This is a genomic window from Bifidobacterium sp. KRGSERBCFTRI, from assembly GCF_025908335.1.
This window is the reverse complement of record NZ_CP109653.1, coordinates 1,937,034-1,957,851: the sequence shown is the minus strand read 5'-3', so window position 1 is coordinate 1,957,851 and position 20,818 is coordinate 1,937,034. Positions and strand designations below refer to the sequence as shown.

The following is a 20,818-nucleotide window of genomic DNA, read 5'->3' as shown; positions in this document are numbered from 1 at the left end:
TGACGTGATCGTCGCCTCCGTCAAGGACGCCATCCCTGGCGGGTCGGTCAAGAAGGGCGACGTCGTCAAGGCTGTCGTCGTCCGCACTGTCAAGGAACACCGTCGTGTCGACGGCTCCTACATCAAGTTCGACGAGAACGCCGCCGTCATTCTCGGCTCTGGCCGTGAACCGAAGGGCACTCGTATCTTCGGACCGGTCGGTCGTGAACTGCGCGACAAGCGCTTCATGAAGATCGTGTCCCTCGCCCCGGAGGTGATCTGACATGGCAGCCAAGATTAAGAGCGGCGACCTGGTCAAGGTCATCCGCGGCAAGGATCGCGGCAAGGAAGGCACCGTCAAGCAGGTGCTCAAGGACGATCGTCTGATCGTCGAGGGCGTGCAGATCGTCAAGAAGCACGTCCGCGCCACGCAGCAGGGCCAGCAGGCTGGCATCGTGGCTGTCGAGGCTCCGATTCATCGCTCCAACGTGATGGTCATCGATCCGGAGACCAAGCAGCCCACCCGCGTGCGCATCGTCGAAAAGGAAGAGGCTCGTGACGGCAAGGTGAAGACCGTGCGCGTACGTGTCGCCAAGAAGTCCGGAAAGGAGCTGGCATGACCGATACCACTGTCGAAGCGCCGGCAACTCCGCGCTTGAAGCAGAAGTACAACGAGCAGATCGTGCCGGAGCTGGAGAAGGAATTCCACTACTCCAACCCGATGCAGGTCGCTCGCGTCCAGAAGGTCGTCGTCTCCATGGGCGTTGGTGCCGCGGCTCGCGACTCCAAGCTCATCGAAGGCGCTGTCAAGGACCTCACTCTGATCACCGGCCAGAAGCCGAAGATCACCAAGGCTAAGAAGTCTGTCGCGCAGTTCCACCTGCGTGAGGGCCAGGCCATCGGCGCCTACGTCACCCTGCGTGGCGAGCGCATGTGGGAGTTCCTGGATCGCCTTCTGACCATGGCTCTGCCGCGTATCCGCGATTTCCGCGGCATCAACGGCGACCAGTTCGATGGTCAGGGCAACTACAACTTTGGCCTCACCGAGCAGTCCATGTTCCACGAGATCGATCCGGATTCGATCGATCACCAGCGTGGTATGGACATCACCGTGGTGACCAGCACCAAGGACGACAAGGAAGCTCGCGTGCTCCTGAAGCACCTCGGCTTCCCCTTCAAGGAGAACTGATATGGCAAAAACCGCTCTTAAGAACAAGGCGGCCGCTAAGCCGAAGTTCAAGGTGCGCGCCTATACGCGTTGCCAGGTCTGCGGTCGTCCTCACTCCGTCTACCGCAAGTTCGGCCTCTGCCGCATCTGCCTTCGTGAGAAGGCCCACCGCGGCGAGCTGCCCGGCGTTACGAAGTCCAGTTGGTAAATATCGACGCTGAAGGTCCGCGGCCCGATCGCCTCTAAGGCGTGAGGGCGGCGGAAACCATGGCGAGAAAGGGCGTTAGCCCAAATGACAATGACAGATCCGATCGCAGACATGCTTACGCGTCTGCGTAATGCGAGCGCGGCAAAGCACGAGACCGTGGATATGCCGTACTCCAAGTTCAAGGCGAACATCGCTGAGATTCTGAAGCGTGAAGGCTACATCAAGGACTTCACCGCCAAGGAAGCCAAGGTTGGCCAGACTCTTGAGGTCACCCTCAAGTACGGTCCGAACGGCGAGCGTTCCATCCAGGGCATCAAGCGCATCTCCAAGCCGGGCCTGCGTCGTTACGCAAAGTCCGATGCTCTGCCGATGCCGCTCGGTGGCCTTGGCATCGCAATCATCTCGACTAGCTCGGGACTGCTGACCCAGAAGGAATGCCTCGACCGAGGCATCGGCGGCGAGATCGTCGCTTTCGTTTGGTGAGAAAGGAGAGCTGAAACATGGCATCGCATATTGGTAAGCTCCCCGTCACCATTCCGGCTGGCGTGGAAGTCAAGATCGACGGTCAGTCCTTTACCGCCAAGGGCGCTAAGGGCACTGACTCCTACGAGATTCCTGAAGGCATCACCGCAGTGGTCGAAGGCAACGAAGTTGTCCTCACCCCGGCTGATGACCTGCGTCCGACCCGTGCAAAGCACGGCCTGGCTCGCTCCATCGTGGCGGGCATGGTCAAGGGCGTGCACGAGGGTTATGCCAAGACTCTGGAGATCGTCGGTACCGGTTACCGCGCCCAGATGAAGGGTAAGGGCATTGAGTTCTCCCTCGGCTATTCCCACACCATCACCGTCGAGCCGCCGGCAGGTATCGAATTCGAACTGCCGAACCCGAACCAGGTGATCGTCAAGGGCATCGACAAGCAGGCTGTTGGCCAGTGCGCCGCTAACATTCGTAAGCTTCGTGCTCCGGAACCCTACAAGGGCAAGGGCATCAAGTACGCGGATGAGCACATTCTGCGCAAGGCTGGAAAGGCTGGTAAGTAATGAGCGTCCAGATTCTCGGTAAGGGCAAGAAGGTCGCGCTTAAGCGCCGTCACGCTCGTCTGCGCAAGCACATCAGCGGTACCCCGGAGCTTCCGCGTCTGGTGGTTACCCGTTCCAACCGTCACATGGTTGCCCAGATCATCGATGACACCAAGGGTGTCACCCTGGTGAGCGAATCCACTCTGACCAGCGATTTCGCCGGTTTCGAGGGCACCAAGACCGAAGCCGCCAAGAAGGTCGGCGAACTGATCGCCAAGAAGGCTCAGGACGCTGGCATTACCGCGGTCGTGTTCGATCGTGGCGGCAACAAGTATCATGGCCGCGTCGCAGCTGTCGCTGAAGGCGCCCGCGAGGGAGGTCTGGCACTGTGAGCGACAACGAAAAGGAAACCCAAGTGGCTGAAGAAACTCAGAACACTCAGGCTGCCGCTGAGTCCAACAACGAGGACCGCAAGTCCCGTCGTGGCCAGCGCGGTGAGGGTCGTCGTGGCGAGCGTCGCAACCGTCGTGAGGAATCTCACGAGAACGAGATGCTCGATCGCGTGGTGACCATCAACCGTGTGTCCAAGACCCACAAGGGTGGTCGTACGTTCAGCTTCGCCGCCCTCGTGGTGGTTGGCGACGGCAAGGGCACCGTTGGTGTTGGCTACGGCAAGTCCCGTGAGGTCCCGGCTGCAATCGCCAAGGGCCAGCTGGATGCCAAGAAGCACATGTTCACCGTGCCGCGCATCAAGGGCACCGTCACCCACCCGGTGATCGGCCACGATGCCGCTGGCACCGTGCTGCTGCGCCCGGCTGCTCCGGGTACCGGCGTTATCGCCGGCGGTGCAGTCCGCGCCGTCATGGAATGCGCTGGCATCACCGACGTCCTGACCAAGTCGATGGGCTCCGCCACCGCCGTCAACGTGGTGCGCGCAACCGTCGACGCCCTCAAGAAGCTCGAAGAGCCGGAAGAGATTGCCGCACGTCGTGGCATGTCTCTCGAAGAGGTGGCTCCGGACGCGCTGCTGCGTGCTCGCGCCGAAGGCATCGCCGAGGCCCGCAAGGCTCGTGAAGAGGCTCAGGCCAAGGCTGCTCAGAAGGACGGTGAGTGATGACTAACCTGAACATCAAGCTGCACCACGGTCTGGTGAACTCCACTCCGAAGCAGCGTGCTGCGGCTCAGACTCTGGGCCTGAACAAGATCGGCAAGACCGTGACTCGTGAGGATACTCCGGCCCTTCGTGGCCAGCTGCAGGTCCTCCGTCACCTGATCACCGTCGAGGAGGCTGACTGATTATGGCAGACATTCTGCAGATGCATGACCTGAAGCCGGCTCCGGGTGCCAACAAGGATCGTATCCGCGTTGGCCGTGGTGAAGGCTCCAAGGGTAAGACCTCGGGCCGTGGCGACAAGGGCACCAAGAAGCGCTATCAGGTTCGTCCGGGCTTCGAAGGTGGCCAGCTGCCGCTGTACATGCGCCTTCCGAAGCTGCGTGGCTTCAAGAACCCGTTCAAGAAGGAATACCAGGTCGTCAACGTGGCTGTTCTTGCGGAACTGTTCCCGCAGGGCGGCGAGATCACCGTGGCTGATTTGGTTGCCAAGGGTGCCGTCCGCAACGGCTTCCCGGTCAAGGTCCTGGGCGACGGCGAGGTTTCGGCTGCCTACACTCTCAAGGGTGTCAAGGCTTCCGCTTCCGCCAAGTCCAAGATCGAGGCTGCTGGCGGCTCCATTTCCGAGGATTGATTCCAACGGAATGTAGCTGACTGAAGCTCAGACATGAGGCTTCCCCCGCTTTAGAGCGGGGGAAGCCTCATTCGTTTGCAGTCAAAATGCAATCATGCATGGAAAAACAAAAAACAGACGAATAATGACGAAAACGCCATATCGGTAGACGCCGTACGCTAGACTCGAGCGTTAGAGTCTGTTTTTGCACGTGTGCGCAGGTGCGCACGACGATGGAAGGAACCCCAGGTGAGGACGTTAATCCAGGCCTTGAAGACCAAGGAATTGAGGAATAAAATCCTCTTCACCCTTGGTATCATCATCATTTATCGTATCGGTTCATTCATCCCGACCCCTGGCGTCGATTACACCGTCGTCCAGCAGTGCGTCGGCAAGATGAACAACGCTTCTGAGAACTTTATCGGTCTGGTGAACCTCTTCTCCGGCGGCGCCATGCTGCAGCTGTCGATTTTCGCATTGGGCGTCATGCCGTACATCACCGCATCGATCGTCATCCAGCTGCTGCGTGTGGTCATCCCTCGTTTCGAGGCACTGCACAAGGAAGGCCAGTCCGGCGAAGCCAAGCTGACCCAGTACACCCGTTATCTGACCATCGGCCTTGCCGTGCTGCAGTCCACCACCATTCTGGTGACCGCACGTTCCGGCGCGCTGTTCAACTACCAGTGCTCTCAGGTTGTTCCGGACGGTTCCGTGTGGAACCTTGTGGTCATGGTGCTCATCATGACCGGCGGCACCGGCCTCATCATGTGGATGGCCGAATTGGTTACCGATAAGGGCCTCGGCCAGGGTATGTCCATCCTTATCTTCATGTCCATCTGCTCCGGCTTCCTGCCGCAGCTGTGGGAGATCGGCTGGGGCACCAACGGCACCGATGGCAATTGGGGCAAGTTCGCCGCGGTCGTCGGCACCCTGCTGGTCATCATGATCCTTGTCATCTACGTCGAGCTTGCCCAGCGTCGTATTCCGGTGCAGTACACCCGCCGTATGATCGGCCGCAAGATGTACGGTGGCTCCTCCACCTACCTGCCGCTGAAGATCAACATGAGCGGCGTCATCCCGCCGATCTTCGCATCCTCCATCCTGGCCGTGCCGACGCTGATCGCGCAGTTCGGCAATTCCGACCAGTCCTGGGTCAAGTGGATCAACTCCAACCTGGCCAACACCACATCCGTGTGGTACATCGCACTGTACGCGCTGATGATCGTGTTCTTCTGCTTCTTCTACACGGAGATCACCTTCAACCCGGACGAGACCGCCGACAACATGAAGCAGTACGGCGGCTTCATTCCGGGCATCCGCGCGGGAAGCGCCACCAGCAACTACCTGAGCTACGTGATGAACCGTCTGAACACGGTCGGCGCCGTCTACCTGCTGTTCGTGGCGCTTATCCCGACGGTGCTCATCATGGCGCTGAACCTGAACACCAAGCTGCCGTTCGGCGGAACCACCATCCTGATCATCGCAGGCGTCGGCCTCGACACCCTGCGCCAGGCCAAGGCCCAGACCGAACAGTTCCAGTACGCTGGCTTCCTGTTCGAGGACACCGACCACAAGGAAGGTAAGTAACCACTTGAATCGTGATGTCGTTTCCGTTGATCGGGAGCGGTATCACGATTTTTATGTTAAGTAATCCATCATCCGAAAATCCCCGTTGAGGGGAATGAACGAAACGGAGAACAACACATGCGACTGCTGATCATGGGCCCGCAGGGCGTAGGCAAGGGCACCCAGGCCGCTCTGCTGAGCGAGCACTACGGAATCCCGGCGATCTCCACCGGCGATATCTTCCGCTACAACATCAAGAACAAGACCGAGCTTGGCGTCGAAGCGCTCAAGTACATCGACAAGGGCGAGCTTGTGCCGGACGAGCTGACCAACAAGATCGTCAAGGACCGTCTGGCCATGGACGACGCCAAGAACGGCTGGATTCTCGATGGCTATCCGCGCAACGCCTCCCAGGTCGAGGCTCTCGACGCCATCCTGGGCGAACTGGACACCCCGCTTGACGCGGTCGTCGCACTGGATGCAGATCACGACGTGCTCATGGAGCGTATGAAGAAGCGCGCCGAAATCGAAGGCCGCTCCGACGACACCCCTGAAGCCATCGCCAAGCGTCTTGACGTGTACGCCAAGGAGACCGCGCCGCTGCTGGACATCTACCAGAAGCGCGGCCTGCTCAAGACGTTCAATGGCGTCGGCGCCGTCGACGAGATCCAGGCCACCATCGTGGCGGAGCTTGGCTGAAGGAAAAACCAAGCAGAATAACATATTTCCAACGAAAGCGGGAATCGCGACACGCCGAACGTGTCTTGATTCCCGCTTTCGTGTATTCTTGCAAGTTGGTGTGTCTTCGGGCACGCATAGTAATCGCCAAGGAACGGAACGAGGCTCATGGCTAAAGACGGTGTGATTGAAGTCGAAGGACAGGTAGTGGAAGCACTGCCGAACGCGATGTTTCGTGTTGAACTCGAAAACAAGCATATCGTGCTCGCAACCATTTCGGGCAAGATGAGGAAGAACTACATCCGCATCCTGCCGCAGGATCGTGTTGTGCTGGAGATGAGCCCCTACGACCTGAACCGCGGCCGTATTACGTACCGTTACAAGTAAAGGTACACAAGCAAAGGAAAACCATGAAGGTCAGCCCTAGTGTGAAGAGGATCTGCGAGAACTGCCGCGTGATCCGTCGTCACGGCCGCGTCATGGTGATCTGCGTCAACCCGCGCCATAAGCAGCGTCAGGGCTGAGAGCAGATCCAGCGGCATAAACAGTACAGGCGCTGAGTCACAGCCCGTGAAAGCGGGATGAACCCCGGGTACGCAGGCCCGGGCCGGGAAACCGGACGACTCGGTGCAAGACCTGCGGAAAACAGAAGGAATCGCAATGGCACGTCTTGCCGGAGTCGACATCCCCAATGAGAAGCGCATCGAGATCGCCCTCACCTACATCTTTGGTGTTGGTCGTACTCGTGCCAAGGAAACGCTTGCCGCGACCGGTATCAATCCGGACATTCGCGTCAAGGATCTGACGGATGAGCAGCTGATTACGCTGCGTGATTACCTTGAGGGTAACTACAAGATCGAGGGTGATCTGCGTCGTGAAATCGATGCGGACATCCGCCGTAAGATCCAGATCAACTGCTACCAAGGCCAGCGTCACCGTAAGGGACTTCCTGTGCGCGGTCAGCGCACCAAGACCAATGCTCGTACCCGCAAGGGCCCGAAGCGCACGGTCGCCGGAAAGAAGAAGGCCACCAAGTAATCGGTGGCTGACAGTTCAAGCCACGAGGCGTAAGCCTCATCGTTTGAACATCAAAGCAAATTCGTTATTAGGAAACGAGGGTCAATGGCAGCTCAAAAGCAAGCCGCGCGCAAGCCGCGTCGCCGCGACCGCAAGTCGGTCCCGGTTGGGCAGGCGCACATCAAGTCCACTTTCAACAACACCATCATTTCGATCACCGACCCGTCCGGCGCAGTTGTGTCCTGGGCGTCCGGTGGCGATGTCGGCTTCAAGGGCTCCCGTAAGTCCACGCCGTACGCCGCTGGCATGGCCGCCGAATCCGCAGCCCGCAAGGCTATGGAGCACGGTCTCAAGAAGGTCGACGTGTTCGTGAAGGGCCCGGGTTCCGGTCGTGAAACCGCCATCCGTTCCCTGCAGTCCGCCGGACTCGAAGTCGGTTCCATCACCGACGTCACCCCGCAGGCACACAACGGCGTTCGTCCTCCGAAGCGCCGTCGCGTCTGAGCACTAGAAGAAATCATCAATCCAACGCCGCTTATGGCCGGTGAGTGCACCACCGGCCTGAAGCTGAAAGGATAACCACAGTGCTTATCGCACAGCGTCCGACACTTACCGAGGAATCTCTCAACCCTCAGCGTTCCCGCTTCACCATCGAGCCTCTTGAGCCTGGTTTCGGCTACACGCTTGGCAACTCGCTGCGCCGTACCCTCCTGAGCTCCATTCCGGGAGCGGCTGTGACTTCGGTGCGTATCTCCGGCGTCCCGCACGAGTTCACCACTCTGCCGGGTGTTGAAGAGGACGTTACCGAAATCCTGCTGAACATCAAGGGCATCGTGCTCACCAGCGAATACGATGAGCCGGTTGTCATGTATCTGCGCAAGAGCGGCAAGGGCGAGGCCACCGCGGGCGACATCACCCCGCCGGCCGGCGTCACCATCGCCAACCCGGACATGCATATCGCTACCCTCGCCGAGGATGGCGAACTCGAGATCGAGTTCACCGTCGAGCGTGGCCGCGGCTATGTGCCCGCCCAGATGAACAAGCAGGATAACGCCGAGATCGGCCGCATTCCGGTCGACTCGATCTACTCCCCGGTGCTCAAGGTGAGCTATCGTGTGGAAGCCACCCGCGTTGAACAGCGCACTGACTTCGACAAGCTCATCCTGGACGTGGAGACCAAGCCGGCTATCTCCCCGCGCGATGCAGTCGCATCCGCAGGCTCCACCCTGGTGGAACTCTTCGGTCTGTGCCGTGAGCTCAACACCCAGGCTGAGGGCGTCGAGGTTGGCCCTGCTCCTGTGGCAGAGGAAACCAACCCGGAGATGAACATCCCGATCGAGGACCTGAACCTCACCCAGCGCAGCTACAACTGCCTGAAGCGCGAGGGCATCCACACGATCGGCGAGCTGGTCGCCCACACCGAGCAGGATCTGCTCGATATCCGCAATTTCGGTATGAAGTCCATCGATGAAGTCAAGGAGAAGCTCCAGTCTCTGGGACTCGCCCTCAAGGCTTCCCCGCTGGGTAACTTCGATGCCAATAATCTCGAAGGTGGCACCTTCTTCTCGCCGGAAGACGAGTGATCCGCCACTTTTGACCTAACCGCTTCGTTGGATTCGGACGTTCGGGCAACTGCCCACCTGAATCCAACGGGGCTTTCAAGGAGAAACAATGCCTACACCAAAGAAGGGTCCGCGTCTGGCCTCCAGCCCGGCTCATGAGCGTCTTATGCTCGCGAACATGGCCACCAGCCTGTTCCAGAACGGCCGCATCACCACCACCCTGCCGAAGGCCAAGCGTCTTCGTCCGCTGGCCGAGCGCCTGATCACGCTCGCCAAGCGTGGTGATCTGCACAACCGTCGTCGCGTGATGCGCGTCATCCGCAACAAGTCCGTCGTACACAAGCTGTTCACCGAGATCGCCGAGCAGATGGAGCAGCGCGAAGGCGGCTACACCCGCATCGTCAAGATTGCTCCGCGTCGCGGCGATGCCGCTCCGGCAGCCATCATCGAGCTCGTCACCGAGCCGGTGAGCCCGAAGCAGGCCGTGGTGAAGGAAGCCGAAGCCGCAACCAAGGTTGCCGCTGCCGAGGCTCCGGAAGCCGCCGCTGAAGAGGCTACTGCTGAGAACGCCGAGTGAATCGCTCTTAGCTGATTGAAGGCCGGGAATCGCAAGGTTCCCGGCCTTTGCCATATCTGCTGCCAAGACTGTCGCGCCACATGCCTCACTATGCCAGCCATTTGCTATGCTCAATGCCGTGAGACTACGCATCGATTTGGCATATGACGGTACCGGCTTCTACGGATGGGCGAAACAGCCCGAAATACGTACGGTACAGGGCGAAATCGAACGCGTGCTGCATACCATTCTTCGCGTACCGGAAGGAGACCCGACCGAACCGCTGCGCCTTACCGTGGCCGGACGAACCGACACCGGCGTGCACGCCTCGCATCAGGTATGCCATCTGGACGTCAACGAGGACGTGCTCAAACGCTGCGTCGGCCACATGGACGTGCCGCCCGTCATCGCGCTTACCCGCAGACTTCAGCGCATGCTGCCGGCCGATATCGCAATCCGCGGCATCGCACCCGCTCCGGACGGTTTCGACGCGCGTTTCTCCGCGTTGGAACGTACCTACGTGTACCGAATCGCCGATAGGTCAAGCGAGGTGGACCCCCGTACCAGAAACTTCGTATTGCATATCGACGATGAACTTGACCTCAAATCCATGAACGAAGCCGCTGCGATGACGATCGGCCTGCACGATTTCGGCTCGTTCGCCACCCCAAATCCGGGCGGCACCACCATACGCGAGGTGAAGACCGCGTATTGGCGTCGCGTGCCGCAGCGGACGCTTATCGACGACGGCATGACGATGGGGGAGCGGTACCGTACGCCGACCGTGGAATCGGGCCTCGTCTGCTTCGTGATCGTCGCCGACGCGTTTGCACGCAATATGGTGCGCTCCCTCGTCAACGGCTGCGTGCAGGTCGGTATCGGCAAACGTTCCCTCGACTGGTTTGCAGGAAAAATGGCGGCTCCGCTGCGCGAAGGCTCCACAGGACCGATCGCGCCGCAAGGACTGACGCTGGAGCATATCGAATATCCGGCCGACGACCAGCTGGCGGTCCGCGCCGAAGCCATTCGCGCCAAGCGCACACTGTAGCTTTATTGCGATTGTCACAGCCAGGTTACGGGCGCTTGTCATGTCCATTGCCGAGACATTGTCGTAACAGACCGTTTCGTTTTCCGGAAACGCTGGTTCGTTAGGTTTTTCTTCCATCAAGGCACGATGCCTCAGATTGGCATGCGTTCGCATGGGGTGGAAGGGAGCGCGGAACGATGATTGAATCCGCCGCACGAAGGTTGGCTTCGGAACTGGTCGATCGTCGGGAGTCGATCAACCGGGAGCTGAGCCGTAATGGCGTACGGTTCGGCATCTACAAGAACGGCGAGTACCATGACCGGCTGTTTCCGTACGATCCGATTCCGCGCATCATCGAATCGGACGAATTCGACAGAATGGAAGCCGGACTGAAACAGCGCGTCAACGCGTTGAACGCCTACCTGCGCGACATCTACTCCGACAAGCAGGCCATCAAAGACGGCATCGTGCCGGAAGAATACGTGTACACGTCCGCGGGATACTTTCCGCAAGTCAACGGCGTGACACCTCCGGGCGGCGTGTTCGCGCACATCGCCGGCGAGGACCTGGTGCAGGGGCAGGACGGGCAATGGTGGGTGCTGGAAGACAATCTGCGCATTCCATCCGGTGCCAGCTATCTGCTGTTCGCCCGCGATATCGAACGCAGAATCACGCCCAGCCTGTTCCGCAACGTACGTGTGCGCGACAATCGCGATTATCCACGACTGCTGCGCCAATCCATGGATTTCGTCTCCACCGACGGCATAGCAGTGGTGCTCACCCCCGGCAGGTACAATTCCGCGTTCTTCGAACATGCATACCTGGCCGAGAAAACCGGCGCGGCGCTCGCGTTCCCCGAAGACCTCGAAGTCGTGGACAACAAAGTGTACTTCCTCGACTATGCCGGCAGGAAACACCGCGTCGGCGTGGTCTACCGCCGTCTGTCCGACGAATATCTCGACCCGTTCGCGTTCAACCCGGATTCCGTGATCGGCGTGCCGGGAATCCTGTCCGCCTACAGGTCGGGCAATGTGGCGATCGTCAACGCTCCGGGCAACGGCGCGGCCGACGACAAGGCCATCTACTATTTCGTGCCGAACATGATCCGCTATTATCTCGGCGAAGAGCCGATTCTGCACAATGCGCCGACCTACATGCCGATGTTCGACAAGGACCGCAAGGAGGTACTCGACCGGCTCGGCGAACTGGTCATCAAGGATGTGGCGGAAGCGGGCGGCTACGGCGTCGTGTTCGGCTCATCGCTCGACCGGTCGCAACGAGAGGAACTGGCCGAACGCATCAAGGCCGAACCGCGCCGGTTCATCGCGCAGGAGGTCATCCAATTCAAGGACATCGACGTGGTGGACCCCGAAACCGGACAGATGAGCTCACGTAAATGCGACCTGCGCGCCTTCGTGGTGACCGGCAAGAACACGCACGCATGGTATTCGGGACTGACACGCTACTCGTCCATACCGGGCCAGATGATCGTCAACTCATCACAGGGCGGCGGTTTCAAGGACACCTGGGTACTGGCCAAAGAGACCGGCGTGGAGCATGATTACGCACCCGGCTCGGAGGTCGTGCGCGTGCTGGAACAGTCCCGCAAGCACTCGCTGGCACTCGTCACCGCGTCGAAGGCCGACAACCTGTTCTGGCTCGGCCGCTACACGGAACGCGTATTCACCACGCTGAGCCAATTCTTCCCCTTCTACGACCGTGTGATGGACACGGATGTGGACGCGTTCCGACCGTTCGCCCGCGCGCTCGACCTGCCGGAGGATTTCGAGGATTTCGACGCGTTCATCCACAGCTTCCTGTACGACGAGAAGAATCCGGATTCCGTACGCAGCGCCATCGTCTACGCGTTCAACAACGCGGTGATTCTGCGCCCCGAACTTGGTTCTCGCTCGTTGCAGCAGGTGGAGTTGGCCATGAGCTCCATAGTGGAGGCATCCGAATACGGCGGCACGGACGCGGATATCTTCAAACACCGCGACATCGCGGACAACATGCTCGCCTTCTGGGGAGGTGTGGAGAATTCCCCCGTCGAACCGACTCTGAAATCGTTCATTTTCGTGGGCAAATATCTGGAACGTCTGGATCTGTACACACGATTCGGATATTCCGTGGAAGAGCTCAAGGCGCCGCTCGCCAAACTGGGCAGCTACATCCTGCCGTTGAACGGTCTGCCGGTACCGCAATGCTTCGCCGAAGGATTGCGCTGGCTGGTCGGCCAGCTGCCGCAGCGGGGATATGCGGAGCTTGCGGAAAAACTGGGGATGCTGCTGAAAGATTTCGATGGGCGCATCTCCACGAAGGATCTGAAGGATCTGGGCATGCTCAACACGATGGACATGGACGCCGCGCGACTGTGAAGAATACGTGCCACAGCCATCGCACGGTGCGTGTATAACGGCTAGAACAAGGCCCACGGCGTGGAAAACGCCGAAGGAACGACAATAATCGCTGAGGAGACGATGTGAAGAAACTGGTGTTTGACTATGAGATGAAGCTCTCATTCAGCTCGCCCGTGACCGACCATCGCTTCCAACTGCGCTGCATTCCAGCCACCGGCCCACGCCAGCAGGTGATCGACGTGGCAGTCAAAATCGAACCGGATGTGGAACTCGAAACCGCCATCGATTCCTTCGATTCCGTGGTGATGACCGGATTCATTCCCGAACCGCACACCATGTTCAACTACTCGGTGACCGGCATCGCCTTCGTGGACAACGCGCATATCAAATCCGAAATCTACAAGCCGCTGTACCGCTTCAATTCGGCGTTGACAGTGCCGGGGCCGGCCATCGAAGCGTTGATCGGCATCTGCCATGAACGCATCGTGTCCCTGCCTGCCGACTGCACGCCGATCGACCAAGCCCGTGAGGTGATGGACGAGGTGTTCAAAACGTTCGTCTACACGCCGGCCTCCACCACCATCCGCACCACCGCCGAGGAAGCGTTCGCTCAACGCAAGGGCGTATGCCAGGATTACGCGCACGTCATGCTGTCCGTGTGCCGGCACGTCGGACTCACTGCCCGATACATCGCGGGATTGCTCGGCGGCGAGGGCGCCACGCACGCATGGGTCGAAATCTACCATGATGGACGTTGGGTCGGTTTGGACCCCACACACAACCGTATGGTCGACGACAACTACATCACCATCGCCCATGGCCGCGATTACCGCGACTGCATGCTCGACATCGGCATCTTCTCCGGCTGCGACGTCAAGCAGGACCAGTGGGTCAACGCTTCCGTGCACGAGCAGGGATACTGATTCCCCGACGTTTTCTCGATGCCGGATTCCGTATTTCGGCAGATGCAAAGCAGATAAACAAAAAGGCCGAAACGCCATTGTTTCAACCTTCATTGCATGCGGATAAGGCGAGATTCGAACTCGCGGAGGGGTTCGCCCTCACACGCTTTCGAGGCGTGCTCCTTAGACCGCTCGGACACTTATCCATTCGTCACCTGAAAACAAGCAACTTGATAATTGTGCCACAGTGGTGGCGATTGTCAAATCGGACTGGCTGCAACGGTGTGATTTCCGGCGTGTCTTGATTTGCGCCCGACTGTGCGTCCTTAGGCGAACAGCGCTTCGTCGAAGGAAGGATAGCCCCAATCAAGCGCCAATTCGACACGGTCCGCAATCAGACCGGCAAGCACGCCCAGGGATTGCGCTCGCGAATCCGTCGACTGTTTTGCATTGGTGACGCGTGACTGGGAATGATCGTTCGCGGCATTGGAGCTTCCGGCGATTGCCGTTATCTCGCTTCGCGCGCAGTTCATTTCGATGGTGGCGTCGGTCGGTGCCGTAAGGCCGGTGGCGGAATCGAGCATCGTGTCGGGGTGGGCGAGCAAGGCGGTGGCCTCGTACGTTTTCCTACGATCGTCAATGGCGCCCGAGAAGGATGCGAACCGTTGCGATGTGGTCTTATGACGATCGCTGATATCCAGCGTCGCATGGCCGCTGTTGCGGGCCGCCAGCACTTCCATGGCGAATCCGGCACGGTCTTCGTCCTGCGCGGCGGTGGCAAGGGACTTGGAATCGACGTCAAGCGATTCGACATCGTCAAAACGCGACAGCGTGATCGGCGCGACGGCCACCGACAGTTGATCGCCCAGTGCGCGAGCCATATGACGTGCCTGCGCGCTGCGCAACGTGCCTTCGGCAAAACGCGCCGGACATTGCGCCGCGGTGTTCGTCCATGCGGAGACCGCCTGCTGCGCCGAGAAATAGCGGCGGATGATGTGCTGATGCTGGTCGTGTGCGATCTTGTTATCGGCGGTGGCATCGAAATAGGCCTTCTCGCACGGGCTTTGCCGTTGTTCGGCTTCAGCCCTGCCTGCGATCCTGGGCATGGAGCATGCCGTCAGCGCCGGCATGAGGATAGCGGTGCAAAGCAATGCGCAGACGCGTTTCGCGATAAAAGAAACCGAGCGGAAAGAAGGGGTACGTGTCTGCATGAATCATTAGACTAATATCTGACTGTGACCATTGGGCCATGCGCTCGGAATAACTTCATATAGGAGGTCTTGGAAATATGGAACTGGACCTGGCAGGAATGCACCAGCTCGCCGCTGGGCAGGGAATTGATCCCGAGACGCTGGATGCCGCACTCTCGGAAGCATTGCGACTGGCATATCTGAAAACCCCTCACGCTGCGAAGCACGCTCGCGTCGAGCTTGATCCGCGTGCGGGAAGCTTCACCGTATGGGCCCAGGACGAGATTCCTGGCGAGCCGACTGAAGACGATCCCCATCCCGCGCCGACTCTGGGCGAGGAATACGACGACACTCCGCACGATTTCGGCCGACTGGCCGCTGCGACCGCTCGTCAGGTGATCAGCCAGCTGTTCCGCAAGGCCGAGGATGACAAGGTGTTCGGCGCGTTCTCCGGTCAGAAGGGCAAGCTCATCACCGGCATCGTGCAGCAGGACGTCAAGGACACATCCAACGTGCACGTGGCCGTCGGCGACGTCGAAGCCCTGCTGCCGCGCCGCGAGCAGGTGCCCGGCGAACGCTACCGTCACGGCGAACGTATCCGCGTGTACGTGGTGAACGTGGCCCGTGGTCTGAAGGGCCCGGAAATCGTGGTGTCCCGTTCCCATCCGGAGCTGGTCCGCCGCCTGTTCGAACGTGAGGTTCCGGAACTGGTTTCGGGAGCCGTGTCGATTATGGCCATCGCCCGCGAGGCGGGCGCCCGCACCAAGATCGCCGTCCGTGCCAACACCGAAGGCGTCAACCCGAAGGGCGCGCTGATCGGCCCCGGCGGAGCCCGAGTGCGCGCCGTCATGGAGAACCTCGGTCCTGAGAAAATCGATATCGTCGACTGGTCCGCGGATCCGGCGAAATTCGTCGCCGCGGCGCTGTCTCCGGCCGTCGCCACCGGTGTGCAGGTGATCAGCGAGAAGAACAAGACGGCCATCGCCTTCATCCACGATGACCAGCTGTCCCTGGCTATCGGCAAGGAAGGCCAGAACGCACGTCTTGCGGCCAAGCTGACCGGCTGGAAGATCGGCATCGAATCCGCTGAGGCGCATGCCAAGAAGATGGCCGAATCGGCGGACCATTCCGATGGGGAAACCGAGGAATAAACAACACTTCCGGTAGACAACAAGCCCGTGGACGTACAATCCACGGGCTTGAGTATGCTGGACTCGACAATCCAAAGCGTGACGGCCATGCTGTCATGCCCAGGGAAAAGACGAGGTATCACGAACATGGTTGCACGATGAGAAGGAACAAGCTCGCCGTGAATCAGTAGCGGTCGCGCCCGTATGCGCGCGGCCCAAGATAGGAGAATTGAGTGCCGAAAGCACGCGTATATGAACTTGCCAAGGAACTTGGCGTTGACAGCAAAACCGTTTTAAGCAAACTTGAGGCGATGGGCGAATTCGTGAAGTCCGCATCGTCTACCGTTGAACCTCCCGTTGCACGCAAGCTGAGGAACGCATTCGCGTCCAGCGGACAGGGCAACGCATCTGATTCCAAGAAGCCGGGCCATACGGCCAAGAAGCCTGCCGAACCGGCATCTCATTCCATGCCAAAGCCGGCCGCTCCGTCAGCACCGAAGCCGGCTGCCCCCGCAGCGCCGAAGCCGCGTCATGCCGCTTCCAAGTCCGATGCCCCGAAGCCGGGTCATCGCGCGCCGCGTCCAGGCGAATCCCGCCAGCATGGCAATCGTCCTAACGGCAACGCCCCGCGTCCGCAGGGTGGAGACCGCCGCCAGTCCGGTCGCCCGACGGCCGTTCCGGGAGCTCGCCCCCAGCATGGCAACGCCCCGCAGGGCGGCAACAACGCCAACGGCGCGAAGCCGCACACCCCGGGACCGCGCCCGGGCAACAATCCGTTCAGCCGCAAGCAGGGCATGCACACCCCGACTCCGGGTGATATTCCGCGTCCGCATCCGATGAACCGTCCGAGCGTCAACAATGGCGAAGGACGTCGTGGCGGCCGTCCGGGTCAGGGCGGCGGCCAGCGTGGCGGCTTCCGTGGTCGTCCGGGTCAGGGCGGCGCGAAGCCGGGCCAGTGGGGCCAGCATCGTCCGGGTCAGGGCGGCGGCCAGCGTCCCGCCGGCGGCGGCAATCGTTTCGGCGGCAATGGCGGCGGTTTCCAGGGCGGCAACAGCGCTCCGAGCAATGGTCCGGCACGTGGTGGCCGCGGCCGCGGCGGCGCTGCAGGCGCGTTCGGACGTCAGGGAGGCAAGTCCTCGAAGGCGCGTAAGAACCGTCTGGCGAAGCGTCAGGAATTCCAGGAGATGAAGGCTCCGGTCATCGGCGGCGTGCGCATTCCGACCGGCAACGGGCAGGAAGTCCGTCTGCGTCAGGGCGCGTCCCTCGCCGATCTGGCCGAGAAGATCAACGTCAATCCGGCGGCGCTGGTCACCGTGCTGTTCCACCTTGGTGAAATGGCCACGGCCACCCAGTCCCTGGATGAGGCCACGTTCCAGATCCTCGGCGAGGAAATCGGCTGGAACATCAAGATCGTGTCCGCCGAAGAGGAAGACAAGGAGCTGCTGCAGCAGTTCGACATCAACCTGGACGAAGAGGAACTGCAGGAGGACGGGGATCTGAAGCCGCGTCCGCCGGTCGTCACCGTCATGGGCCATGTCGACCACGGTAAGACCCGACTGCTCGACACCATCCGCCGCACCAACGTCATCGAAGGCGAAGCCGGCGGCATCACCCAGCGCATCGGCGCATACCAGGTGACCGTCAACCTTGAGGGCGAGCCGCGCAAGATCACGTTCCTCGATACCCCGGGCCACGAAGCCTTCACCGCAATGCGTGCCCGTGGCGCCGAACTCACCGACGTCGCGATCCTCGTGGTCGCCGCCGACGACGGCGTCATGCCGCAGACCGTGGAAGCCATCAACCACGCCCAGGCCGCGCATGTGCCGATCGTGGTGGCCGTCAACAAGATCGATAAGCCGGGCGCCAACCCGGACAAGGTCCGCGGCCAGCTCACCGAATACGGTCTGGTTCCGGAAGAATACGGCGGCAACACCATGTTCGTCGACATCTCCGCGAAGCAGGGCACCAACGTCGACAAGCTGCTCGAAGCGGTGCTGCTCACCGCCGACGCCGAGCTCGACCTGCGCGCCAACCCGGATATGGACGCCCGTGGCGCCACCGTCGAAGCCCGACTTGACAAGGGCCGTGGCGCCGTGGCTACCGTGCTGGTGCAGTCCGGTACCCTCCACATCGGCGATGCCATCGTTGCCGGCACCTCCTACGGTCGTGTCCGCGCCATGCTCGACGAGAACGGCAACCACATGCAGGAAGCCGGTCCGTCCACCCCGGTGCAGGTGCTGGGTCTGACCTCCGTGCCGACCGCAGGCGACCTGTTCCTGGTGGCCTCCGACGACCGTACCGCACGTCAGATCGCCGAGAAGCGTCAGGCCACCGAGCGTGCGGCCCAGCTGGCCAAGCGCCGCAAGGTCGTTTCCCTCGAAAGCCTCAAGGAGCAGTTCGCCAAGTCCGAGGTGGATATGCTCAACATCGTCATCAAGGGCGATTCCTCCGGTTCCGTCGAGGCTCTGGAAGATTCCTTGATGAAGATCGAGGTGTCCGACGAGGTCGGCATCCAGGTGATCCACCGCGGCGTCGGCGCCATCACCCAGAACGACGTCAACCTGGCCACCGTCGACAAGGCCGTCATCATCGGCTTCAACGTCCGTCCGAACCGCCAGGTGGCGGATCTGGCCGAACGCGAAGGTGTGGAGATCAAGTACTACTCGATCATCTACAAGGCCATCGAGGACATCGAAGCATCCCTCAAGGGCATGCTCAAGCCGGAATACGAAGAGGTCGTCACCTCCCACTCCGAGATCCGCGAGATCTTCCGCTCCTCCAAGTTCGGCAACATCGCCGGCGTCATGGTTCAGGACGGCGAGGTCAAGCGTGGTACGAAGTGCCGTATCCTGCGCAACGGCATCGCCACCGTCAACGACCTCGAGATCTCCTCGCTGCGTCGTTTCAAGGACGACGTCACCTCCGTCAAGGAAGGCTACGAGGCTGGCATCAACCTCGGCACCTTCAACGACATCGAGATCGGCGATATCATCGAGACCTTCGAAATGCAGGAAATCGAGCGTAAGTAGCCGAGTGCTTCGAGCTTCGCATCGATAACTAGGTAAGGAACGCCCACAGCCGGTTCACGACTGCGGGCGTTCCGTGATACAACAAGAACTTTTCACCAAAAGGACAGCAATGGCAGGAACCAATCCCCGCGCCGCGCGCATCGCGGCGTTGATTCAGCGTGTGATCGCATCGTCCATGGAGGCGCAGCTGCACGACAAGCGACTGGCCAACGTGACCATCACCGAAGTGCGCGTCACCAACGATCTGCAGATCGCGAAAGTCTACTGGACCCAGCTCGGCCACGAAGGACACGAGCAGGGCGAACGCCGCCGCGCGCAGCAGGCCCTGAACCAGGCCAAAGGACGCCTGCGTTCCCTGGTAGGCACCAAGGCCGGACTGCGACTCACCCCGCAACTGGAATTCATCTTCGACGAAGTGCCGGGCGAGGCCCATGAGATCGAGGACATCCTCGCGCTCGCACACAAGCGCGACGAAGAACTCGCCAAGTCCCGCGCCAACGCGCAATACGCCGGCGACGCCGATCCGTACAAGCACGACGAGCCCGATGATGACGACTTCGACGATGATGACGATGTCGAGGTCGAGGATTGGGACGATGACGACGAAGCCTGACAACTCCGGTCTGCTGGTCATCGACAAGCCGCAGGGCGTCACCAGCCACGATGTGGTCGCGGCGGTGCGTGGCGCCCTGCACATGAAACGCGTCGGCCATGCCGGCACGCTCGACCCGATGGCCACCGGCGTGCTGGTGGTCGGCTTCGGCAACGCCACACGTCTGCTCAACTACATCGTCGACCACGACAAAACCTACCTGGCCACCATCAGACTCGGCCAGCGCACCACCACGGACGACGCCGACGGCGAACTGCTGCCGGGGGAGGGAACTATCGCCGAATTCCCTTCACGACAGACCGTTGAAGACGTCATCGCCCATCATTTCACCGGGCGCATCGAGCAGGTGCCGAACTCCTATTCAGCCATCAAAATCAACGGCCAGCGCGCCTATGATCTGGCCCGAGAAGGCAAGGATGTGGACCTCAAGGCTCGTCCGGTGACCATCTCGGAATTCAGCGTTTCGGCAGTGCGATACGGCTATGCTTCGACCACATGCGCGGGATCACCGCTTGCCGATGCCATCGAAATCGCCCCGGAGGAATCCTGGCATGCCGAAACCGACGGGCAAAACGAACCGAACATGCAGCCAGTCATGGAACTCGACGTGACCGTGACCTGCTCGGCCGGCACCTACATCCGCGCACTCGGCCGCGATCTGGGCGCCGAACTCGGCCTCGGCGGCCATCTGACCATGCTGCGCCGCATCCGCGTCGGGCGTTTCTCGGTGAACATGCCAAACGTCATGACCGCCCATACGGAAGCCAAAACCTTCACCAACCGCGAAGGCATCGAAGTGACACGCAACCGTGCGGTGCTTGACGATGCCGAGCATGCCGTTGACCACGCACTCGACCTGGTCGCCAGCGCGGCCGCTTCCATGGACATGCTTCCCGTCACCGAACAGGAGGCGACGGACCTGCGGTTCGGCCGTAGAATCGCCCACGACATCCATACGACCATGGCCGCGTACGTTCCCGAAACCAACGATCTGGTGGCGATCGTGGAACGCGCCAAACGTGGCGAGACCAAGCCGGTCGCGGTCTTCAACTGAAACAATCAAGACCGGCCGGCACGCAATACGAACACG

Annotated in this window: 26 protein-coding genes and 1 tRNA gene; 25 read left to right on the top strand and 2 right to left on the bottom strand. The window is 60.7% G+C overall.

Features of this window, described 5'->3' with window-relative positions:
• From rplN to OGI63_RS08320, 21 genes are all read left to right on the top strand, one after another.
• A partial coding sequence (gene rplN, locus OGI63_RS08420) for a 50S ribosomal protein L14 (protein ID WP_264309043.1) occupies positions 1 to 262 on the top strand: 262 nt, incomplete at its 5' end.
• Between the two features lies 1 nt (position 263).
• Positions 264 to 599, top strand: a complete 336-nt coding sequence (gene rplX, locus OGI63_RS08415; RefSeq protein ID WP_003808040.1) for a 50S ribosomal protein L24 — start codon at positions 264 to 266, stop codon at positions 597 to 599.
• On the top strand, positions 596 to 1,168 hold the full coding sequence (gene rplE / locus OGI63_RS08410; RefSeq protein WP_003808042.1) for a 50S ribosomal protein L5: 573 nt from the start codon (positions 596 to 598) through the stop codon (positions 1,166 to 1,168). The genes rplX and rplE overlap by 4 nt, the downstream gene beginning before the upstream one ends.
• Position 1,169: 1 nt before the next feature.
• Entirely contained in the window at positions 1,170 to 1,355 is a 186-nt protein-coding gene (locus tag OGI63_RS08405) for a type Z 30S ribosomal protein S14 (RefSeq protein WP_003808046.1), read from the top strand.
• Between the two features lie 84 nt (positions 1,356 to 1,439).
• On the top strand, positions 1,440 to 1,838 hold the full coding sequence (gene rpsH, locus OGI63_RS08400) for a 30S ribosomal protein S8 (protein ID WP_003808048.1): 399 nt from the start codon (positions 1,440 to 1,442) through the stop codon (positions 1,836 to 1,838).
• A 17-nt stretch (positions 1,839 to 1,855) separates the two neighbouring features.
• On the top strand, positions 1,856 to 2,395 hold the full coding sequence (gene rplF, locus OGI63_RS08395; RefSeq protein ID WP_003808049.1) for a 50S ribosomal protein L6: 540 nt from the start codon (positions 1,856 to 1,858) through the stop codon (positions 2,393 to 2,395).
• Positions 2,395 to 2,766, top strand: a complete 372-nt coding sequence (gene rplR, locus OGI63_RS08390; RefSeq protein ID WP_003808051.1) for a 50S ribosomal protein L18 — start codon at positions 2,395 to 2,397, stop codon at positions 2,764 to 2,766. The genes rplF and rplR overlap by 1 nt, the downstream gene beginning before the upstream one ends.
• Positions 2,763 to 3,488: a 30S ribosomal protein S5 gene (gene rpsE / locus OGI63_RS08385; RefSeq protein ID WP_003808052.1), complete on the top strand. Its 726-nt coding sequence runs from the start codon at positions 2,763 to 2,765 to the stop codon at positions 3,486 to 3,488. The genes rplR and rpsE overlap by 4 nt, the downstream gene beginning before the upstream one ends.
• A complete protein-coding gene (gene rpmD, locus OGI63_RS08380; RefSeq protein WP_011742827.1) occupies positions 3,485 to 3,670 on the top strand; it encodes a 50S ribosomal protein L30 in 186 nt (61 codons plus the stop codon). The genes rpsE and rpmD overlap by 4 nt, the downstream gene beginning before the upstream one ends.
• Before the next feature lie 2 nt (positions 3,671 to 3,672).
• Positions 3,673 to 4,119 carry a 50S ribosomal protein L15 gene (rplO, locus tag OGI63_RS08375; protein WP_003808057.1) on the top strand — a complete coding sequence of 149 codons (447 nt, stop codon included), beginning with the start codon at positions 3,673 to 3,675 and terminating at the stop codon, positions 4,117 to 4,119.
• A gap of 228 nt (positions 4,120 to 4,347) precedes the next feature.
• Positions 4,348 to 5,685, top strand: a complete 1,338-nt coding sequence (gene secY / locus OGI63_RS08370) for a preprotein translocase subunit SecY (RefSeq protein ID WP_003808061.1) — start codon at positions 4,348 to 4,350, stop codon at positions 5,683 to 5,685.
• Positions 5,686 to 5,802: 117 nt separating this feature from the next.
• Complete coding sequence (locus tag OGI63_RS08365; RefSeq protein ID WP_003808063.1) at positions 5,803 to 6,363, top strand: adenylate kinase; 561 nt, start codon at positions 5,803 to 5,805, stop codon at positions 6,361 to 6,363.
• A 147-nt stretch (positions 6,364 to 6,510) separates the two neighbouring features.
• On the top strand, positions 6,511 to 6,729 hold the full coding sequence (infA, locus tag OGI63_RS08360; RefSeq protein ID WP_003808114.1) for a translation initiation factor IF-1: 219 nt from the start codon (positions 6,511 to 6,513) through the stop codon (positions 6,727 to 6,729).
• Between the two features lie 23 nt (positions 6,730 to 6,752).
• Positions 6,753 to 6,866, top strand: coding sequence for a 50S ribosomal protein L36 (gene rpmJ, locus OGI63_RS08355; RefSeq protein ID WP_003808136.1), 114 nt, complete (start codon positions 6,753 to 6,755; stop codon positions 6,864 to 6,866).
• A gap of 136 nt (positions 6,867 to 7,002) precedes the next feature.
• The gene (gene rpsM / locus OGI63_RS08350; protein ID WP_003808138.1) at positions 7,003 to 7,380 is read left to right on the top strand and encodes a 30S ribosomal protein S13; all 378 of its coding nucleotides are present in this window, start codon (positions 7,003 to 7,005) and stop codon (positions 7,378 to 7,380) included.
• Between the two features lie 84 nt (positions 7,381 to 7,464).
• Complete coding sequence (gene rpsK / locus OGI63_RS08345; protein WP_003808141.1) at positions 7,465 to 7,863, top strand: 30S ribosomal protein S11; 399 nt, start codon at positions 7,465 to 7,467, stop codon at positions 7,861 to 7,863.
• An 80-nt stretch (positions 7,864 to 7,943) separates the two neighbouring features.
• Positions 7,944 to 8,942: a DNA-directed RNA polymerase subunit alpha gene (locus tag OGI63_RS08340; RefSeq protein ID WP_021913098.1), complete on the top strand. Its 999-nt coding sequence runs from the start codon at positions 7,944 to 7,946 to the stop codon at positions 8,940 to 8,942.
• 88 nt (positions 8,943 to 9,030) lie between these two features.
• Entirely contained in the window at positions 9,031 to 9,498 is a 468-nt protein-coding gene (rplQ, locus tag OGI63_RS08335; RefSeq protein ID WP_011742830.1) for a 50S ribosomal protein L17, read from the top strand.
• 106 nt (positions 9,499 to 9,604) lie between these two features.
• Positions 9,605 to 10,525, top strand: a complete 921-nt coding sequence (gene truA / locus OGI63_RS08330) for a tRNA pseudouridine(38-40) synthase TruA (RefSeq protein WP_011742831.1) — start codon at positions 9,605 to 9,607, stop codon at positions 10,523 to 10,525.
• A gap of 176 nt (positions 10,526 to 10,701) precedes the next feature.
• Positions 10,702 to 12,882 (top strand): circularly permuted type 2 ATP-grasp protein, encoded by a 2,181-nt coding sequence (locus OGI63_RS08325; protein ID WP_011742832.1) that lies wholly within the window; start codon positions 10,702 to 10,704, stop codon positions 12,880 to 12,882.
• Positions 12,883 to 12,986: 104 nt separating this feature from the next.
• A complete protein-coding gene (locus OGI63_RS08320; RefSeq protein WP_085347227.1) occupies positions 12,987 to 13,787 on the top strand; it encodes a transglutaminase family protein in 801 nt (266 codons plus the stop codon).
• 99 nt (positions 13,788 to 13,886) lie between these two features.
• Here OGI63_RS08320 and OGI63_RS08315 read toward each other — a convergent pair.
• Together OGI63_RS08315 and OGI63_RS08310 are read right to left on the bottom strand one after the other, a co-directional pair.
• Positions 13,887 to 13,972 (bottom strand) — tRNA-Ser (locus OGI63_RS08315).
• A gap of 120 nt (positions 13,973 to 14,092) precedes the next feature.
• Positions 14,093 to 14,872, bottom strand: a complete 780-nt coding sequence (locus OGI63_RS08310) for a hypothetical protein (RefSeq protein WP_113736370.1) — start codon at positions 14,870 to 14,872, stop codon at positions 14,093 to 14,095.
• A gap of 182 nt (positions 14,873 to 15,054) precedes the next feature.
• Here OGI63_RS08310 and nusA point away from each other — a divergent pair, with 182 nt between their 5' ends.
• The 4 genes from nusA (at position 15,055) to truB (ending at position 20,782) form a co-directional block, all read left to right on the top strand.
• Positions 15,055 to 16,107 carry a transcription termination factor NusA gene (gene nusA / locus OGI63_RS08305; protein ID WP_003808157.1) on the top strand — a complete coding sequence of 351 codons (1,053 nt, stop codon included), beginning with the start codon at positions 15,055 to 15,057 and terminating at the stop codon, positions 16,105 to 16,107.
• A 212-nt stretch (positions 16,108 to 16,319) separates the two neighbouring features.
• Positions 16,320 to 19,115 carry a translation initiation factor IF-2 gene (gene infB / locus OGI63_RS08300; RefSeq protein WP_011742835.1) on the top strand — a complete coding sequence of 932 codons (2,796 nt, stop codon included), beginning with the start codon at positions 16,320 to 16,322 and terminating at the stop codon, positions 19,113 to 19,115.
• A gap of 109 nt (positions 19,116 to 19,224) precedes the next feature.
• Positions 19,225 to 19,728, top strand: coding sequence for a 30S ribosome-binding factor RbfA (gene rbfA / locus OGI63_RS08295; RefSeq protein ID WP_003808161.1), 504 nt, complete (start codon positions 19,225 to 19,227; stop codon positions 19,726 to 19,728).
• Positions 19,712 to 20,782: a tRNA pseudouridine(55) synthase TruB gene (gene truB, locus OGI63_RS08290; RefSeq protein WP_011742836.1), complete on the top strand. Its 1,071-nt coding sequence runs from the start codon at positions 19,712 to 19,714 to the stop codon at positions 20,780 to 20,782. Before rbfA ends, truB begins: the two co-directional genes overlap by 17 nt.
• Positions 20,783 to 20,818: the final 36 nt, after the last annotated feature.

What these genes read in the sequence shown, in the direction of transcription:
- rplE (WP_003808042.1), top strand. Translation starts at nt 596, where the DNA reads ATGACCGATACCACTGTCGAAGCGCCGGCAACTCCGCGCTTGAAGCAG.
- rbfA (WP_003808161.1), top strand. Translation starts at nt 19,225, where the DNA reads ATGGCAGGAACCAATCCCCGCGCCGCGCGCATCGCGGCGTTGATTCAG.
- rpsM (WP_003808138.1), top strand. Translation starts at nt 7,003, where the DNA reads ATGGCACGTCTTGCCGGAGTCGACATCCCCAATGAGAAGCGCATCGAG.
- rplF (WP_003808049.1), top strand. Translation starts at nt 1,856, where the DNA reads ATGGCATCGCATATTGGTAAGCTCCCCGTCACCATTCCGGCTGGCGTG.
- rplQ (WP_011742830.1), top strand. Translation starts at nt 9,031, where the DNA reads ATGCCTACACCAAAGAAGGGTCCGCGTCTGGCCTCCAGCCCGGCTCAT.
- OGI63_RS08405 (WP_003808046.1), top strand. Translation starts at nt 1,170, where the DNA reads ATGGCAAAAACCGCTCTTAAGAACAAGGCGGCCGCTAAGCCGAAGTTC.
- rpmJ (WP_003808136.1), top strand. Translation starts at nt 6,753, where the DNA reads ATGAAGGTCAGCCCTAGTGTGAAGAGGATCTGCGAGAACTGCCGCGTG.
- rpsK (WP_003808141.1), top strand. Translation starts at nt 7,465, where the DNA reads ATGGCAGCTCAAAAGCAAGCCGCGCGCAAGCCGCGTCGCCGCGACCGC.
- infA (WP_003808114.1), top strand. Translation starts at nt 6,511, where the DNA reads ATGGCTAAAGACGGTGTGATTGAAGTCGAAGGACAGGTAGTGGAAGCA.
- OGI63_RS08310 (WP_113736370.1), bottom strand. Translation starts at nt 14,872, where the DNA reads ATGCCCAGGATCGCAGGCAGGGCTGAAGCCGAACAACGGCAAAGCCCG.
- rplO (WP_003808057.1), top strand. Translation starts at nt 3,673, where the DNA reads ATGGCAGACATTCTGCAGATGCATGACCTGAAGCCGGCTCCGGGTGCC.
- OGI63_RS08325 (WP_011742832.1), top strand. Translation starts at nt 10,702, where the DNA reads ATGATTGAATCCGCCGCACGAAGGTTGGCTTCGGAACTGGTCGATCGT.
- truB (WP_011742836.1), top strand. Translation starts at nt 19,712, where the DNA reads ATGACGACGAAGCCTGACAACTCCGGTCTGCTGGTCATCGACAAGCCG.
- OGI63_RS08365 (WP_003808063.1), top strand. Translation starts at nt 5,803, where the DNA reads ATGCGACTGCTGATCATGGGCCCGCAGGGCGTAGGCAAGGGCACCCAG.
- nusA (WP_003808157.1), top strand. Translation starts at nt 15,055, where the DNA reads ATGGAACTGGACCTGGCAGGAATGCACCAGCTCGCCGCTGGGCAGGGA.
- rpsH (WP_003808048.1), top strand. Translation starts at nt 1,440, where the DNA reads ATGACAATGACAGATCCGATCGCAGACATGCTTACGCGTCTGCGTAAT.
- truA (WP_011742831.1), top strand. Translation starts at nt 9,605, where the DNA reads ATGCTCAATGCCGTGAGACTACGCATCGATTTGGCATATGACGGTACC.
- rplX (WP_003808040.1), top strand. Translation starts at nt 264, where the DNA reads ATGGCAGCCAAGATTAAGAGCGGCGACCTGGTCAAGGTCATCCGCGGC.
- rplR (WP_003808051.1), top strand. Translation starts at nt 2,395, where the DNA reads ATGAGCGTCCAGATTCTCGGTAAGGGCAAGAAGGTCGCGCTTAAGCGC.